Below are 14322 nucleotides of genomic sequence, written 5' to 3'. Positions count from 1 at the left end.
GGCTGGCGCCTGCGCCTGCGCTTCGCTGGGCGACACCCGCCCGCCCGGCCACGCCCCATCTTTGTTCCGGAAATATCCTCGGGAGGGTCCGGGAGGGTGGAAAACCCTCCCGGGCGGGTGTGGGCCTGCGGCCCGCGCGGCATTGCGGGGCTCGATGCCCCGCAATGGCGGCTTCACTCTTCCGGCGACAAAACAAGCGCCCGGTCCACGCCGCTGTCATGCGTGCTGATCGTGCCGTCGGGCCAGTCCACGCGGATCCGGACCTCGGTCGCGTCCCCCAGTCCCATATGCAGTGGCAGCGCCTGTCCGCCGGCATGTCCGCCGCCCACGGTGACCTGCTGAACCTGTGTTCCCGCCGCGCTCTCAACCGTCACCACCGCGCCGATGGCGCGGCTGTTGCCGCCGGGCTGACGCAGGTCGAGGGCGATCCAGTGGCCGCGTCCCGGTGTTACGTTGCGATAGAGCTCCATGGGCGCGCGGCGGTTGACCACCACCAGATCCAGCCCGCCATCGCCGTCCAGATCGGCCAGCGCCGCGCCGCGCGCGCGGGTCCGTGTCGCCACGCCCGCCTCGGTCGCGTATTGCACGAAGTGGCCATCGGGTTGCTGCATCAGCAGATCGTTGGGATCTTCGATGGCATTCGTCGGCATCTGGTCGACATTCCCCTTGGCGATGAACAGATCGGGCAGGCCGTCATTGTCCACATCGCCGAACTGCGCGTGCCAGCCGGTCGAGGGGCGGCCGTCGCTGCCATCATGGGGAAGGGTTGCATAAGTCCCCATCGCGTAGGGGGCAGCGGCATACGTGCCGTCGGATTGTGCGATTTGTAGCAGTTGATCGCCCATCGAGGTCAGCATCACCTCGTCGCGCCCGTCGCCATTGAGGTCGCGCGACGCGATGCCCATGCCCCACAGCGAGACGTGCTGCCAGCCGTCTTCCGGCGTCAGGAAACGATGTTCGGCGATATCCCACATCTGCTCGTAGCCGCCGCGCACGTAATAATGCCGGTCGTTCGAGATGCGCAGCGTCGGGCGGCCCCGTGCATCGCGCGCAGCGAGCATCGACAGGGCGCAGAAACCCGGCTCCAGCCGCTCTTCGCGCCAGCTCTCGGTCTCGGGGATCATCAGGCTGTTGGTGTCGCAGGCTTCGAACGGGCCGTCGGGATCGCTGCGGTCGACGTAATGGCCGATGGCCAGCACCGGACGGGACGCCTGATCTTCCCACCATGCGGTGAAGGCGGTGGACCACCGATCCGTCTGAGGAAAGCCCCAGATTTCGGTCACGTCTTCGAAGTGGCAATCGCCCCCGCCGCGCAGAACCCGGTCGGGACCTGCGCGCAGGATATAGAGATCAAGGATCCCGTCGCCATCGAGGTCCAGCGGATAGGCGCCGGTCGTACCCGTCAGAGTTGGAAAAGGCGCAGTCTCGAACGCCATATCGCCCTGATTGAGCAGCAACAGCATCGGATTCGTGCCACCGGCGGCAAGGATTTCGGGCCGGGCATCGCCGTTGCAATCGAACACCGCGACGCCGCCGCCGACGAAATGCTCCCAGCCGCCGGCATAGATATGCTCGGGCAGGGTGGCCGACAGATCTTCGAAGCGCGGGGTCGCAAGGGCGGGGGCGGCGGCCAGAGCCAGCACCGGAAGGACTGCGCGCAGCGTCACGCGGATTGCCCCAGCGCGGTATCCGTCACATGCCCCAGCGCCAGCGCGGCCGCGCCGCGTGCCCAGACCATGTCGCCCCAATTATGGATCTCGACCCTGCAGGCCGGGCGACCGTGATTGAGCGTTAGCGACAGTGCGTCGGCCATGACCTCGTCGGCATAGAGATAATCGTAGCGCATCCGCTCGCCCGACAGGATGATCAGCGCGGGGTCGAAAAGCTGGATGATGTTGGACAGCCCCACGGCGAGATAGCGACCCGCACGGCTGAAGATCGACCGCGCCGCGCTGTTGCCGCCCTTGGCTTCGGTGAAGAGCGTGTCGAGCATGGTTTGTGCCGAGGCCATGTTGCGCGGGTTGCGTCCCAGCGCCGTGCCCGCCTCGCGCGCCAGTGCGTAATCGGCGAGATAGGCCTCGAGACAGCCACGCTGTCCGCAGCGGCACAGCGCGCCGTCGAGCTGCACCTTGATATGGCCCAGCTCCATCCCCATCCCGCGCGTGCCGCGATAAAGCCGATTACCCACCACCAGTCCCATGCCGACGCCGTGTTCGATGGTCACGACCGCAAAGTCGGAATTCGCCCGCCCGGCGCCGAACCACAGCTCGGCAAGCGTCAGCATGTTGGCGTCGTTGTCGACCAGCGCGGGGCAGCCCAGCCTGCGCGTCAGCCGTTCAGCCAGCGCGAGATTCTCGCCTTCGAGCAGCGGCGACCACGGCACCAGCCCCTCGATCGGATCGACGAGGCCCGAAATCCCGACGCCCACCGCCGCGATGTCGGTGATCGTCAGCCCGACCTTGTCGAGCACAAGATCGACAAGCTGTGCGGTTTCGCCGGCGATCTGGTCGAGCGACTTGCGCACCGCCGGAGTGGGCAGCATCGCCTCGGCCAGGATCGTGCCGGCGAAATCCGCGAGCACGGCAGTGTGGCGTTCGTCGGACAGCTTGATACCGACAACGCGATGCGCTTCGGGCACCACCGACAGCGCGACCGAGGGCCGTCCGCGCCCGGTTTCGCGCCGGTCGCGCGTTGCGTCGTCGGATTCCTGCAGATAACCGCGCTCGATCAGATCCGACGTCACCTGCGTCACCGAGCCCGCACTGATCCCCAGCGCGCGAGAGACCTCGGCGCGCGCGGCCTGCCCGGTGGCGCGGACATGTTCGAACACTTTCTGGCGCAGCGGTTTGGTGTCGATCTCGGGACCGGGCAGCAGCGGACCACAGCCGGACGGGGCCGTCGACTCATCGGGGCGCTGCGTCAGGGAAGCGGCCGACATTAGTTCATCCATAAAATAATATCTCCTCGCTGCGGCGCGGCGCGACCCGGCTTCCTCCCCGAAGCGTTCATGGATCGCCCTTTGAAGGGCATTCAAACACGAAAATCAGGCGGATGCGAGAATATTTATTTTGACACCTAAACAAAATAAATTATTCTCCCTGCATCGGGAGGAGCCCGAGGCCCGTGCTTTCGGGTCGTTATCCAGGGAGGAAATACATGCGCAAGGCATTGTACGCCGCAGCCGTCGCGGCTGCGGGTTTCATGACATCCGCGGCCACCACGGCGCTGGCGCAGGACATCACGGTCGGTGTCAGCTGGTCCAATTTCCAGGAAGAGCGCTGGCGCACCGACGAGACCGCCATCGTTGCCGCGCTCGAAGCGGCGGGGGCCGAGTATGTCTCGGCCGACGCGCAATCGTCCTCGGCCAAGCAGCTTTCCGATATCGAGGCGCTGATCGCGCAGGGCGTCGACGCTCTGATCGTTCTGGCGCAGGACGCTCAGGCCATCGGCCCGGCGGTTCAGGCTGCGGCAGACGAGGGCATTCCGGTCATCGCTTATGATCGCCTGATCGAAGACCCGCGCGCCTTCTACCTGACCTTCGACAATGTCGAAGTCGGTCGGATGCAGGCCCGCGCCGTGTTCGAGGCGATGCCCGAAGGGCGCTACGTGATGATCAAGGGCTCGCCCACCGATCCCAACGCCGACTTCCTGCGCGGCGGCCAGCAGGAGATCCTGCAGGACGCCATCGATTCGGGCGCCATCGAGATCGTCGGCGAGGCCTATACCGATGGCTGGCTGCCCGCCAACGCGCAGCGCAACATGGAGCAGATCCTGACCGCCACCGATAACGGTGTCGACGCGGTCGTCGCGTCGAATGACGGCACCGCCGGTGGCGTCGTCGCGGCGCTGACCGCGCAGGGCATGCAGGGCATCCCGGTTTCGGGTCAGGACGGCGACCATGCCGCGTTGAACCGCATCGCGCTGGGCACGCAAACCGTGTCGGTGTGGAAAGATGCCCGCGAACTGGGCCGCGCCGCCGCCGAGATCGCCGTGCAACTGGCCCGCGGCACCGCGATGGCCGATATCGAGGGTGCCGAGGAATGGACCTCGCCGGGTGGCACGACGATGACGTCGATGTTCCTCGCCCCCGTGCCGATCACCGCCGACAACCTGTCGGTCGTGGTCGATGCCGGCTGGATCTCGCAGGAAGCGCTCTGCCAGGGCGTGTCCGACGGCCCCGCGCCGTGCAACTGATCTGAGCACAGGCCCCGGCGACCACGTTGCCGGGGCCCCTTTATCCCCATTCCCTGCACCGAGAGTTCCGCCATGAGCGATACCGCGCGCCCCGCCCAGACGCCCCGGCGCCGTTCCCTGATCGAGTCGCTGGAGATCGACACGCGGCTCTTGGGCATGATCGCCGCTTTCGCGCTGATCTGCATTGCCTTCGATCTGATGACCGGTGGCCGTTTCCTCAGCCCGCGCAACATTTTCAACCTGTCTATCCAGACCGTCAGCGTGGCGATCATGGCGACCGGCATGGTCTTCGTCATCGTCACCCGCCATATCGACCTGTCTGTCGGAGCGCTGCTGGCGACCTGCTCGGCGGTGATGGCGATGATGCAGCAAGCGTGGCTGCCCAACCTGATGGGGCTGGAGCTGGGCCACTGGGCCATCGCACCGCTCGCCATCCTTGCGGGGCTTGTCGCGGGCACCGCGATCGGGGCCGCGCAGGGCTGGCTGGTGGGCTATCTGACCATCCCCGCTTTCATCGTCACTCTGGGCGGTCTGCTCGTGTGGCGCAACGTGGCGTGGTACCTGACCGGCGGCCAGACAATCGGCCCGCTGGACGAGAATTTCCAGCTGTTCGGCGGCATCAACGGCACGCTGGGCACAAGCTGGAGCTGGATCCTGGGCGCCATCGCCGCCGCTGCGGCGGTGTGGATCGTGTTCTCGGCCCGGCGCGCGAAAATCTCGCATGAATTCCCGGTCAAGCCGCTCTGGGCCGAAGGCGCGCTGGCGGCCGTGTTCGTGGTGCTGATCCTTGGATTTGTCGGCATTCTCAACGCCTATCAGGTGCCGATCGGCCGCCTGCGCCGCATCTTCGAGGCGCGCGGCGAAACGGTGCCCGAAGGGTTCTCGATGGGCTATGGGCTGCCGATCTCGGTTCTTCTGCTGATCCTCGTGGCCATTGCCATGACCGTGATCGCCCGCAAGACCCGGCTGGGCCGTTATATCTTTGCTACCGGCGGCAACCCGGATTCGGCTGAATTGTCGGGCATCAATACCCGCTTCCTGACCGTCAAGGTCTTCGCCATCATGGGCTTTCTGTGCGCCCTGTCGGCGGTCGTGGCCTCGGCGCGTCTGACCAACCACGCCAACGATATCGGCACGCTCGATGAGCTGCGGGTCATCGCGGCGGCGGTGATCGGCGGGACCGCGCTGTCGGGCGGGCTTGGCACGATCTACGGGGCCGTGCTGGGCGCGCTGATCATGCAATCGCTGCAATCGGGCATGGCGATGATCGGTGTCGATGCGCCGTTCCAGAACATCGTCGTCGGCGCCGTGCTGGTCGAAGCCGTGCTTCTCGACATCGCTTACCGCGTTCCGGCGGTCCGGCCCAAGGCGCTGCTGTTCCACCTGATTGTGTTGCCTATCCTGATCCTGATGTTCTTCGGCGCGCTGTATTTCGCGGTCTCGGCCGTCGCTGCCGTGGTCCTGGGTGTCTTCTTCAAGCGCAAGGGAGTGCTGTGATGGTCGATCGTACCGGAACCCCTCTGGTCGAGATGCGCGACATCTCGATTTCCTTCGGCGGCATCAAGGCCGTGGATCACGTCAGTGTCGATCTTTTCCCGGGCGAGGTCGTGGGCCTTCTGGGCCATAACGGCGCGGGCAAATCGACGCTGATCAAGTGCCTGTCCGGCGCGTATCGCAAGGATGCGGGGCAGATCTTCGTCGACGGCAAGGAAGTCGAGATCACCAATCCGCGCGACGCGCGCACTCATAATATCGAGACGATCTACCAGACGCTGGCGCTGGCCGACAATCTCGATGCCTCGGCCAACCTGTTCCTTGGCCGCGAGATCACCACCGCGCTGGGATTCGTCGACGATGGCGCGATGGAGGCCGAGACGCGCCGGATCATGGGGCGCCTGAACCCCAATTTCCGCAAGTTCAACGCGCCGGTTTCGGCCCTGTCGGGTGGTCAGCGTCAGTCGGTCGCCATCGCGCGCGCGGTCTATTTCAATGCCCGCGTGCTGATCATGGACGAACCGACCGCAGCGCTTGGCCCGCAGGAAACGCAGATGGTCGCCGACCTGATCGACGAACTGAAGCGTCAGGGGCTGGGGATCTTCCTGATCGACCACGACGTGCATCAGGTGAAGAAGCTGTGTGACCGCGCGGCCGTGATGAAGAACGGCGAGCTGGTCGGCGTGGTGAAGGTGGATGAGGTGACCGAGGACGACATCCTCGCGATGATCATCCTGGGCAAGAAACCCGAACATCTGGCGGCCTGATGTATATTGGACTGGATCTGGGGACGTCTTCTCTGAAGGCGATCCTCATCGATGACGACCAGCGCGTTCTGGCCGAGCACAGCGTCGCGCTGACGGTGGAACGGCTGCATGACGGCTGGTCCGAGCAGAACCCCGAAAGTTGGGAAAAAGCCGTGCGCGAAGCGCTGGCGGCGATCCGGGCACAGCATGATTGCGCCGTACTCACCGGCATCGGGCTGTCGGGGCACATGCACGGCGCGACTCTTTTGGACAAGGACGGCAAGGTCCTGCGGCCCTGCATGTTGTGGAACGATACCCGCAGCCATGTTGAAGCGGCGCAGATGGATGCCGATCCCGCGTTTCGCGAGATCACCGGCAATATCGTCTTTCCGGGCTTTACCGCGCCCAAGGTCGAATGGGTGCGCCGCAACGAGCCCGAGATCTTCGCGAAGACCGCGAAGATCCTGCTGCCCAAGGACTACCTGCGCTTCTATCTGACCGGCGAGTATGTGGCCGAGATGTCGGATGCCGCCGGAACCGCGTGGTTCGATACCGGCGCGCGCGACTGGTCGGACCGGCTGCTGGCCATCTGCGGTTTGTCGCGCGAGTCGATGCCGCGACTGGTCGAAGGGTCCGCGGTTTCGGGGGCGCTGCGCGGCGATCTGGCCGCCGAGCTTGGGTTGCCCGCCTGCGTCGTGGCCGGGGGCGGGGGCGACAATGCCGCCGCCGCGATCGGTGCGGGCGTGGTGCGCGAGGGCGAGGCGTTTCTCAGCCTTGGAACTTCGGGCGTGCTGTTTGCCGCCAATGACCGTTACCGGCCCGATCCGGCGACGGCGGTCCATGCCTTTTGCCACGCCGTGCCCGGAACATGGCACCAGATGGGCGTGATCCTTGCTGCGACCGATGCGCTGAATTGGCTGTCACGGCTGACCGGGCAATCGGCGGCGGCGCTGACTTCGGATCTGGGGGCGCTGCGCGCGCCCGCGCATACCCTGTTCCTGCCCTATCTGGGCGGCGAGCGGACGCCCCATAACGACGCGGCGATCCGGGGCCAGTTCCTGCATCTCGACCATGCGACCGACGCACAGGCGGCGGCGCGCGCGGTGATGGAGGGCGTGGCCTTCGCCTTTGCCGATTGCCGCGATGCGCTGGGCGCCACGGGCACCACCATCGCGCGTGCGCTGGCCATCGGCGGGGGTGCGCGCTCGGGCTACTGGCTCGACGTGCTGGCCACGGCCTGCGGCTTTCCGCTGGATGTACCCGAACAGGGCGAATTCGGCGCGGCGCTGGGTGCGGCGCGTCTGGGGATGATGGCGGCCACCGGCGCCGGACCCGAAATCGCCACCGCGCCCCCCGTCGCGCGCAGCCACGATCCCGACACCGCGCTGGCCCCGGCCTTTGCTGAGGCGCATCAGCGCTACAAGGCGGCTTATGCCGCGATCAAGACCCTCTGATACAGGACACTCCCATGACCGACTTCTTCCACGGCATCGACAAGATCCGCTACGAGGGCCCCGACAGCGACAACGAATTCGCCTTCCGGCATTACAACCCGGACGAGCTGGTTCTGGGCAAGCCGATGAAGGATCATCTGCGCTTTGCGGTGGCCTATTGGCACAGCTTCGCATGGCCCGGCGGCGACCCGTTCGGGGGCCAGACTTTCGAACGCCCGTGGTTCGGCGAGTCGATGGATCACGCCAAGCTCAAGGCCGACGTGGCCTTCGAGATGTTCGAGATCCTCGGCGCGCCGTATTTCTGCTTCCACGATGTCGATGTGCGCCCCGAAGGCGAGGGCTTTGCCGAGAACACCGCGCGGCTGCGCGAGATCACCGAGTATTTCGCCGAGAAGATGGAAAGCTCGGAGACCAAGCTTCTTTGGGGCACGGCGAACCTGTTCAGCCACCGCCGCTTTATGGCCGGTGCCGCGACCAACCCCGACCCCGAGGTCTTCGCCTTCTCGGCGGCGACGATCAAGACCTGCATGGATGCCACGCATCGGCTGGGGGGTGAGAACTATGTCCTGTGGGGCGGGCGCGAAGGCTATGAGACGCTGCTCAATACCGATCTTGCGCGCGAGCGCGCGCAGGCGGGGCGGATGCTGCAGATGGTGGTCGATTACAAACACAAGATCGGCTTCAAGGGCGCGATTCTGATCGAACCCAAGCCGCAGGAGCCGACCAAGCATCAATACGATTACGACGTCGCCACGGTTTACGGCTTCCTCAAGGATTTCGGGCTGGAAAACGAGGTGAAGGTCAATATCGAGCAGGGCCACGCGATCCTTGCGGGCCACAGCTTCGAGCATGAGCTGGCGCTGGCATCCTCGCTGGGGATCTTCGGCTCGATCGACATGAACCGGAACGATTATCAATCGGGCTGGGACACCGACCAGTTCCCCAACAACGTCCCCGAGATGACGCTGGCCTATTACGAGATCCTGAAAGCGGGCGGTTTCACCACCGGCGGCACCAATTTCGACGCCAAGCTGCGCCGTCAGTCGCTGGACCCCGAGGATCTGATCCTTGCCCATGTCGGCGGCATGGATGCCTGCGCGGCCGGTCTGAAGGCGGCGGCGCGGATGCTGGAAGACGGCAAGCTGGAAGCGGCGCGGAACGAGCGTTACGCGGGCTGGGAGACCTCGGACGGGCGCGCGCTGATGGAGAGCGATCTCGATACCATCGCGCATCTGGTCGAGGACAAGAAGATCAACCCGCAGCCGCGTTCGGGTCGGCAGGAGCGGCTGGAAAATCTGGTCAACCGCTATCTGTAACGCGCTCTGTTCCGGTATTGGGACATCGGCGCGATACCCCCTTGGCTTGCCCCGGACGCTGACCTGACAGCGCAGGGCGGGCCGAACCGGGCCTCTTACATATCCGGGCGCTCCGTGACAGGATCGCCCGGATTTTTCATGGCTGCTCCGCGCGGGCGGTGACACGGGGGCTGCGATGACGCTGGCGGAAATCCTTGGGCCACTGGTCGGTGCCGAGCATGTGCTCGGGCCTGAGAAACTGTCGCTCAGGAACCCGGGCTGGTGCGCACATTCGCTGGATGCAGGGCTTTTGGTGCGCCCCGCCGATGCCGCCGACTTGTCGGCGGTGCTGAAAGCCACGCCGGGCGTGCCGGTGGTGGCGCAGGGCGGCGTTACCGGGCTGGTCGAAGGCACTGCCTCGGCCCCGGGCGAGATCATCGTGTCCTTCGAGCGCATGAACCGGATCGAGCAGATCGACCCGGCGCAGGGTGTGGCGTTGGTCGGGGCAGGGGTGACGCTGGCGCAGCTGGATGCCGCGCTGGAACCGCGTGGCCTGATGGCGGGTGTCGATATCGGCGCTCGTGACAGCTGCACCATCGGGGGCATGGTCTCGACCAATGCGGGCGGTATCCGGGTGCTGCGCTACGGCATGATGCGGGCCAGCGTGCTGGGGCTTGAGGTCGTGCGTGCGGACGGGACGGTGCTGGACCTGACCTCGCCCCTGATGAAGAACAATGCGGGCTACGATCTGAAACAGGTCTTCATCGGCTCCGAGGGCACGCTGGGGCTTGTGACCAAGGTCGCGCTGCGGCTGTTCCCGCGCCCCAAGGCGATCGCCACCGCGCTGCTGGGCATCGACCCGCAGGCGCTGTCGGATTTCATGCCCCGGCTGCGGCTGGCGCTGGGAGACGCTTTGGCGGCGCTCGAAGGGATCTGGCCCGATTGCTACCGCCGCTGCGCCGAGCTTCAGGGCGTCACGCCGCTGCCGGTCGAGGCGGGGCCGGACGGGCCCGGGCTTTTCCTGATCGTCGAGGCGTTCGGCACTGACGATGGCGCCGCGCAATCCGCGCTGGCCGAGGCGCTGGTGCCGATGATGGAGGACGGGACCATCCGCGACGCCGTGCTGGCCCAATCGGGGTCTGAGCGCGCCCGCATCTGGCGCATCCGCGAGGGGGCCGGGGTCATCGGCGGCAATGATGTGCCGGGCTATCATTACGACGTGTCGCTGAAGCTGGCCGATCTGGACCCTTACGTGCAGCAATTGCAGGCGCGGGTCGCGGCGGAATTCACCGATATCTCGGTTCTGGTCTTCGGCCATGTGGGGGATGGCAACCTGCATCTGTCGCTGATGCTGGATGGCGAGGTCCCGCCGCGTCCGGCGGTCGATGCCGTGGTCTATGGCGTGCTGGCCGGGTTCGAAGGCAGCGCGATTTCCGCCGAGCATGGCGTGGGGCTGGAAAAGCGCGCGGCGCTAGAGGCATACCGCCCGGCCGAGGTTCTGGCGACGATGCGGATGCTCAAGGCGGCTTTCGATCCCGAAGGGCGGCTCAATCCGGGCAAGGTTCTGGGCTGACGCTTCGCGCCGTAAGCGGGCGCAAACCGGGGCCGGAATGAAAGCCGCCCCGCGCTTGGGCACGCGGGGCGGCAGACCGGATAGTGGAACCGGCTTATTCCGGCATCAGCACGGTGTCGATGACGTGGATCACGCCGTTCGAGGCCTCGATATCGGTCATGATGATGTTGGCCCCATTGACCTGCGGGCCGCCTTCCAGCGTGAAGGTGACGCTCTGGCCGTTGACGGTTTCGGCGGTCATGCCCTCGGTCAGGTCACCGGCCATGACGGCCCCGGGCACCACATGATAGGTCAGGATGCCGGTCAGCGCCTCGGTATCGTCGAGCAGCGCTTCGACCGTGCCCTCGGGCAACATCGCGAAGGCTTCGTCGGTCGGCGCGAAGACGGTGAACGGACCTTCGCCCTTCAGCGTGTCGACCAGACCCGCGGCCTCGACCGCGGCGACGAGGGTGGTGAAGTTGCCGTTCTCGACGGCGATATCGACGATATCCATCTCGCCACCGGCCATGGTGCCGTGATCATCCGCCCATGCGGTCCCGGCAAAAGCGCAGACCGAGGCGAGGGTGATAGCAGTTGTGCGAAGCATGGTGACTCTCCCATTGGATGTTGGTTGTATGGGGGAAACGGTCAGCGCGCGTCCGTGGATCACCCTCACAAACCCGTGCATCACCCTTGACCGGGCGCGGATTTGCGCAAAGCCGGGGCGCGTTTGGCTTTCCACTCACATTTAGTTGACGCATGCGACGGGAATTTTCTCGAATCCGGTGAAACGACAGGGGCTGGCGGTCGTATTGTCCTGCAAAGGCATTGAGCGCGCGGCGCCGGTGCGAAGCAAAGGAGACAGAGATGGCCCGTCGCTGGACGAACGACCTGACCCAAGCCGATGTGACCCCCAAGGCGCTGTGGCTCAACCGTCGCCAGATCATGGCGGGGATGGCCGGGGCCACCGCGCTGTCCATGGCCGGACGGGGCGCCATGGCTCAGGGGCTTGAACCCAACACGCTCGAGCAGATTTCGAGCTACAACAATTACTATGAATTCGGCACCGGCAAGGAAGACCCGATGCGCTATGCCGACGCGCTGCAGGTCGAGCCGTGGTCGATCACCGTCGACGGCATGGTCGACAATCCCGGCGACTACGCGCTGGCCGATCTTCTGGACGGGCTCGATATCGAAGAGCGGATCTATCGCTTCCGCTGCGTCGAGGCCTGGTCGATGGTCGTGCCGTGGAACGGTGTCGAATTGTCGGACGTGCTGGACCGGGTGGGTGTGCAGTCAGGCGCGCGGTTCGTCGCGTTCGAGACGGTGGTGCAGCCCGACAACATGCCGGGCGTGCGGCGTGGTGTCATTCCCTTCCCCTATATCGAAGGTCTGCGGCTTGATGAGGCGCGTCATCCGCTGACGCTGCTGGCGACCGGCATCTATGGCGAGCCGATGCCCAAGCAGAACGGCGCGCCGATCCGGCTGGTCGTGCCGTGGAAATACGGCTTCAAGTCGATCAAGTCGATCGTGCGGATCACCCTGACCGACACGATGCCCGAGACGACGTGGAACAATCTCAACGCGCGCGAATACGGGTTCTATTCGAACGTGAACCCCCAAGTGGACCACCCGCGCTGGAGCCAGGCCACCGAACGGCAGATCGGCGGCGGGCTGTTCTCGCGCCGGCAGGATACGCTGATGTTCAACGGCTATGAGGACGAGGTCGCCGCGCTCTACGAGGGCATGGACCTGCGGGAGAATTACTGATGGCCTCCGTCACCCTTGCGCAGCGGATCAACCGGGCGCAGCGCCATGTGCCCGCTTGGCCGATCTATCTGATCGGGCTGGCCTGGATGGGCTGGCTGTTCTGGCTGGGTCTGAGCGGGCAGCTGGGGCCCGAGCCGATCAACGCGCTCGAGCGGGATTACGGCTTGCTGGCGCTGCAGCTTCTGGTGGCGACGCTGGTCGTGACGCCGCTGCGCCGTTTCACCAATGTCAGCCTAATCAAGTACCGCCGGGCGCTGGGCGTCACCGCTTTCCTCTTCCTGCTGGCGCATTTCCTCGTCTGGACGGTGCTGGACCTGCAATCGCTGTCGCGGATCGGCGGTGAGATCGTCAAGCGCCCTTATATCACCATCGGCTTTGCGGCCTTCCTGATGCTGATCCCGCTGGCGCTGACCTCGAACAACCTGTCGATCCGCAAGCTGGGTCCGCTGGTCTGGCGCCGGATCCATATGCTGACCTATCCGGCGATTCTTCTGGGGGCCATTCACTTCGTCTGGCTGGTGAAAGGCTATCCGTGGGAGCCGTTCCTCTATCTCGGTGCCGTGATCGGCCTTCTGGCGGTCCGGCTGATCCCCAAGCGGCGGCAATCGCGTGCCGCGCCGCCGATGGGGGCTGCGGCCACCCGCTGAGGGTGGCACGCCTTGCTATCAGGTGCCCAATTACCAGGTGACTTCGTCGATGATCCCGGCCAGCAGCTCGTTGGCCGGGATCATGCTTTCTGCGTCCTTGTGCATGTAGCCGATCATGACCTCTTCGCCCGGCCGTTCGATGACATGGATGCCATAGGGGCAATAGACGACATTTTGCCAGTCGGCCTCCATCACCGCGCGCGAGACGGTGGACGAGCAGAACATGTAAATCTCGGCATTGGTGAACAGCACGACGTCGCTGCCCGTGGCTTCGCGCGTGCGTTCCAGCATCTCGCCCACATGGCTGACATAGTCGACCACCAGCCCGCGCCCGACGATCGCGTTTTCCAGCGCGAAGGTCGTGTCCTCGAAAGACATGCCGCTGGGGGTGAGCCGCAGCTCATCGGCCAGGGCAGGGCTTGAGACGGTGAGCGCGCCGGTAAGCAGCGCGCCGGTGATGGCGGCACGTAGTTGATAGGCCATGAGGTCCTCCCGTATTGGGGCGACTCGCCCCGGATCAATATTCGCATTCACGCATGTTTCTGTCCGAGTTGCACCTGTCCAGTTCGGCGCAGACGACGGGGCAGGGCGGCTATGGGCAAGGAACAGGGCCCGTTGAAGCGATTCACACCCGCGTCGCCGGGAATCGAGGATGAGTCGGAGCCGAGTCGGGGCCGATTCAGGGGGTAGCGAAAAAAAATTGGCCAGAATCGCCGTGAATCGGGCCCGAATCCGAGTCGGGATTCGGGCGCAAATGGCCGAATCCTGTCCATCCGGTCAGGAAATTGCGCCCGGCCCGGGGTCCTGCGCAATTTTCACCCCGCTCAAAGAACGGGCATCCGGCGGCCCGGTGCGGGTCGTCGATTTTGTTCGCGCTGACAGAGCCAATAAAACAAGGGCTTGTGACGGTTCTGCGAAAAAAATCGCGATGGGCCTGCATTTTTCCTCTTGCGGGTTTCGGCGCCGGGGCCTAGATACCGCCTCACCGAAGCGGCGGGGACGCGGAAACGCGAACGAAGCAGCGACGGCGGCGGAAACGCCAACAACATATCTGGATGCGAGGCGAGCGAAGGCGCTAGGCAAGACTAGCGAGTTCTTCGTTTTGTGTTCGGAACGCTTTTTGAAAATTTGGTATATGAAGGGATATGTGGGCGGTTTGGTTCATTTCGA

General features: G+C 65.2%; 13 protein-coding genes. 9 read left to right on the top strand and 4 right to left on the bottom strand.

Annotation, left to right across the window (positions count from 1 at the left end; genetic code table 11):
- Window positions 1-173: 173 nt before the first annotated feature.
- Both JI664_RS02375 and JI664_RS02370 read right to left on the bottom strand, forming a co-directional pair.
- Window positions 174-1661, bottom strand: coding sequence for a CRTAC1 family protein (locus JI664_RS02375; RefSeq protein ID WP_207012503.1), 1488 nt, complete (start codon window positions 1659-1661; stop codon window positions 174-176).
- Between the two features lie 2 nt (window positions 1662-1663).
- A complete protein-coding gene (locus tag JI664_RS02370; RefSeq protein WP_286173791.1) occupies window positions 1664-2938 on the bottom strand; it encodes an ROK family transcriptional regulator in 1275 nt (424 codons plus the stop codon).
- 218 nt (window positions 2939-3156) lie between these two features.
- On the opposite strand from JI664_RS02370, the gene xylF reads away from it, so the two are divergent.
- The 6 genes from xylF to JI664_RS02340 all read left to right on the top strand — a co-directional run bounded on the left by xylF (window position 3157) and on the right by JI664_RS02340 (window position 10756).
- Window positions 3157-4194 carry a D-xylose ABC transporter substrate-binding protein gene (xylF, locus tag JI664_RS02365; protein WP_207012122.1) on the top strand — a complete coding sequence of 346 codons (1038 nt, stop codon included), beginning with the start codon at window positions 3157-3159 and terminating at the stop codon, window positions 4192-4194.
- A 72-nt stretch (window positions 4195-4266) separates the two neighbouring features.
- Entirely contained in the window at window positions 4267-5691 is a 1425-nt protein-coding gene (locus JI664_RS02360; RefSeq protein ID WP_207012121.1) for a sugar ABC transporter permease, read from the top strand.
- Window positions 5691-6455 carry an ATP-binding cassette domain-containing protein gene (locus tag JI664_RS02355; RefSeq protein ID WP_207012120.1) on the top strand — a complete coding sequence of 255 codons (765 nt, stop codon included), beginning with the start codon at window positions 5691-5693 and terminating at the stop codon, window positions 6453-6455. The genes JI664_RS02360 and JI664_RS02355 overlap by 1 nt, the downstream gene beginning before the upstream one ends.
- Entirely contained in the window at window positions 6455-7888 is a 1434-nt protein-coding gene (gene xylB, locus JI664_RS02350) for a xylulokinase (protein WP_207012119.1), read from the top strand. Before JI664_RS02355 ends, xylB begins: the two co-directional genes overlap by 1 nt.
- 14 nt (window positions 7889-7902) lie before the next feature.
- Window positions 7903-9204 carry a xylose isomerase gene (xylA, locus tag JI664_RS02345; protein WP_207012118.1) on the top strand — a complete coding sequence of 434 codons (1302 nt, stop codon included), beginning with the start codon at window positions 7903-7905 and terminating at the stop codon, window positions 9202-9204.
- Between the two features lie 175 nt (window positions 9205-9379).
- Entirely contained in the window at window positions 9380-10756 is a 1377-nt protein-coding gene (locus JI664_RS02340) for an FAD-binding oxidoreductase (protein ID WP_207012117.1), read from the top strand.
- A gap of 94 nt (window positions 10757-10850) precedes the next feature.
- Here JI664_RS02340 and JI664_RS02335 read toward each other — a convergent pair whose 3' ends face one another.
- Entirely contained in the window at window positions 10851-11342 is a 492-nt protein-coding gene (locus tag JI664_RS02335) for a fasciclin domain-containing protein (protein ID WP_207012116.1), read from the bottom strand.
- A 260-nt stretch (window positions 11343-11602) separates the two neighbouring features.
- Here JI664_RS02335 and msrP point away from each other — a divergent pair, with 260 nt between their 5' ends.
- Both msrP and msrQ read left to right on the top strand, forming a co-directional pair.
- Window positions 11603-12505: a protein-methionine-sulfoxide reductase catalytic subunit MsrP gene (gene msrP / locus JI664_RS02330; protein WP_207012115.1), complete on the top strand. Its 903-nt coding sequence runs from the start codon at window positions 11603-11605 to the stop codon at window positions 12503-12505.
- Window positions 12505-13152 (top strand): protein-methionine-sulfoxide reductase heme-binding subunit MsrQ, encoded by a 648-nt coding sequence (msrQ, locus tag JI664_RS02325; RefSeq protein WP_207012114.1) that lies wholly within the window; start codon window positions 12505-12507, stop codon window positions 13150-13152. Before msrP ends, msrQ begins: the two co-directional genes overlap by 1 nt.
- Window positions 13153-13182: 30 nt before the next feature.
- On the opposite strand, the gene JI664_RS02320 is transcribed toward msrQ, so the two are convergent.
- Window positions 13183-13635 (bottom strand): DUF302 domain-containing protein, encoded by a 453-nt coding sequence (locus tag JI664_RS02320; protein WP_207012113.1) that lies wholly within the window; start codon window positions 13633-13635, stop codon window positions 13183-13185.
- Between the two features lie 271 nt (window positions 13636-13906).
- Here JI664_RS02320 and JI664_RS02315 point away from each other — a divergent pair.
- A partial coding sequence (locus JI664_RS02315) for a hypothetical protein (protein WP_207012112.1) occupies window positions 13907-14322 on the top strand: 416 nt, incomplete at its 3' end.

The organism is Rhodobacter sp. NTK016B, from assembly GCF_017303295.1.
Classification (GTDB): domain Bacteria; phylum Pseudomonadota; class Alphaproteobacteria; order Rhodobacterales; family Rhodobacteraceae; genus Pararhodobacter.
The sequence above is the reverse complement of the archived record's forward strand: the minus strand, read 5'-3'. Positions and strand labels throughout refer to the sequence as shown.

Coding starts and splice junctions, on each gene's coding strand:
- JI664_RS02370 (WP_286173791.1), bottom strand. CDS start 2,938: ATGTCGGCCGCTTCCCTGACGCAGCGCCCCGATGAGTCGACGGCCCCG.
- xylF (WP_207012122.1), top strand. CDS start 3,157: ATGCGCAAGGCATTGTACGCCGCAGCCGTCGCGGCTGCGGGTTTCATG.
- JI664_RS02360 (WP_207012121.1), top strand. CDS start 4,267: ATGAGCGATACCGCGCGCCCCGCCCAGACGCCCCGGCGCCGTTCCCTG.
- JI664_RS02355 (WP_207012120.1), top strand. CDS start 5,691: ATGGTCGATCGTACCGGAACCCCTCTGGTCGAGATGCGCGACATCTCG.
- xylB (WP_207012119.1), top strand. CDS start 6,455: ATGTATATTGGACTGGATCTGGGGACGTCTTCTCTGAAGGCGATCCTC.
- xylA (WP_207012118.1), top strand. CDS start 7,903: ATGACCGACTTCTTCCACGGCATCGACAAGATCCGCTACGAGGGCCCC.
- JI664_RS02340 (WP_207012117.1), top strand. CDS start 9,380: ATGACGCTGGCGGAAATCCTTGGGCCACTGGTCGGTGCCGAGCATGTG.
- JI664_RS02335 (WP_207012116.1), bottom strand. CDS start 11,342: ATGCTTCGCACAACTGCTATCACCCTCGCCTCGGTCTGCGCTTTTGCC.
- msrP (WP_207012115.1), top strand. CDS start 11,603: ATGGCCCGTCGCTGGACGAACGACCTGACCCAAGCCGATGTGACCCCC.
- msrQ (WP_207012114.1), top strand. CDS start 12,505: ATGGCCTCCGTCACCCTTGCGCAGCGGATCAACCGGGCGCAGCGCCAT.
- JI664_RS02320 (WP_207012113.1), bottom strand. CDS start 13,635: ATGGCCTATCAACTACGTGCCGCCATCACCGGCGCGCTGCTTACCGGC.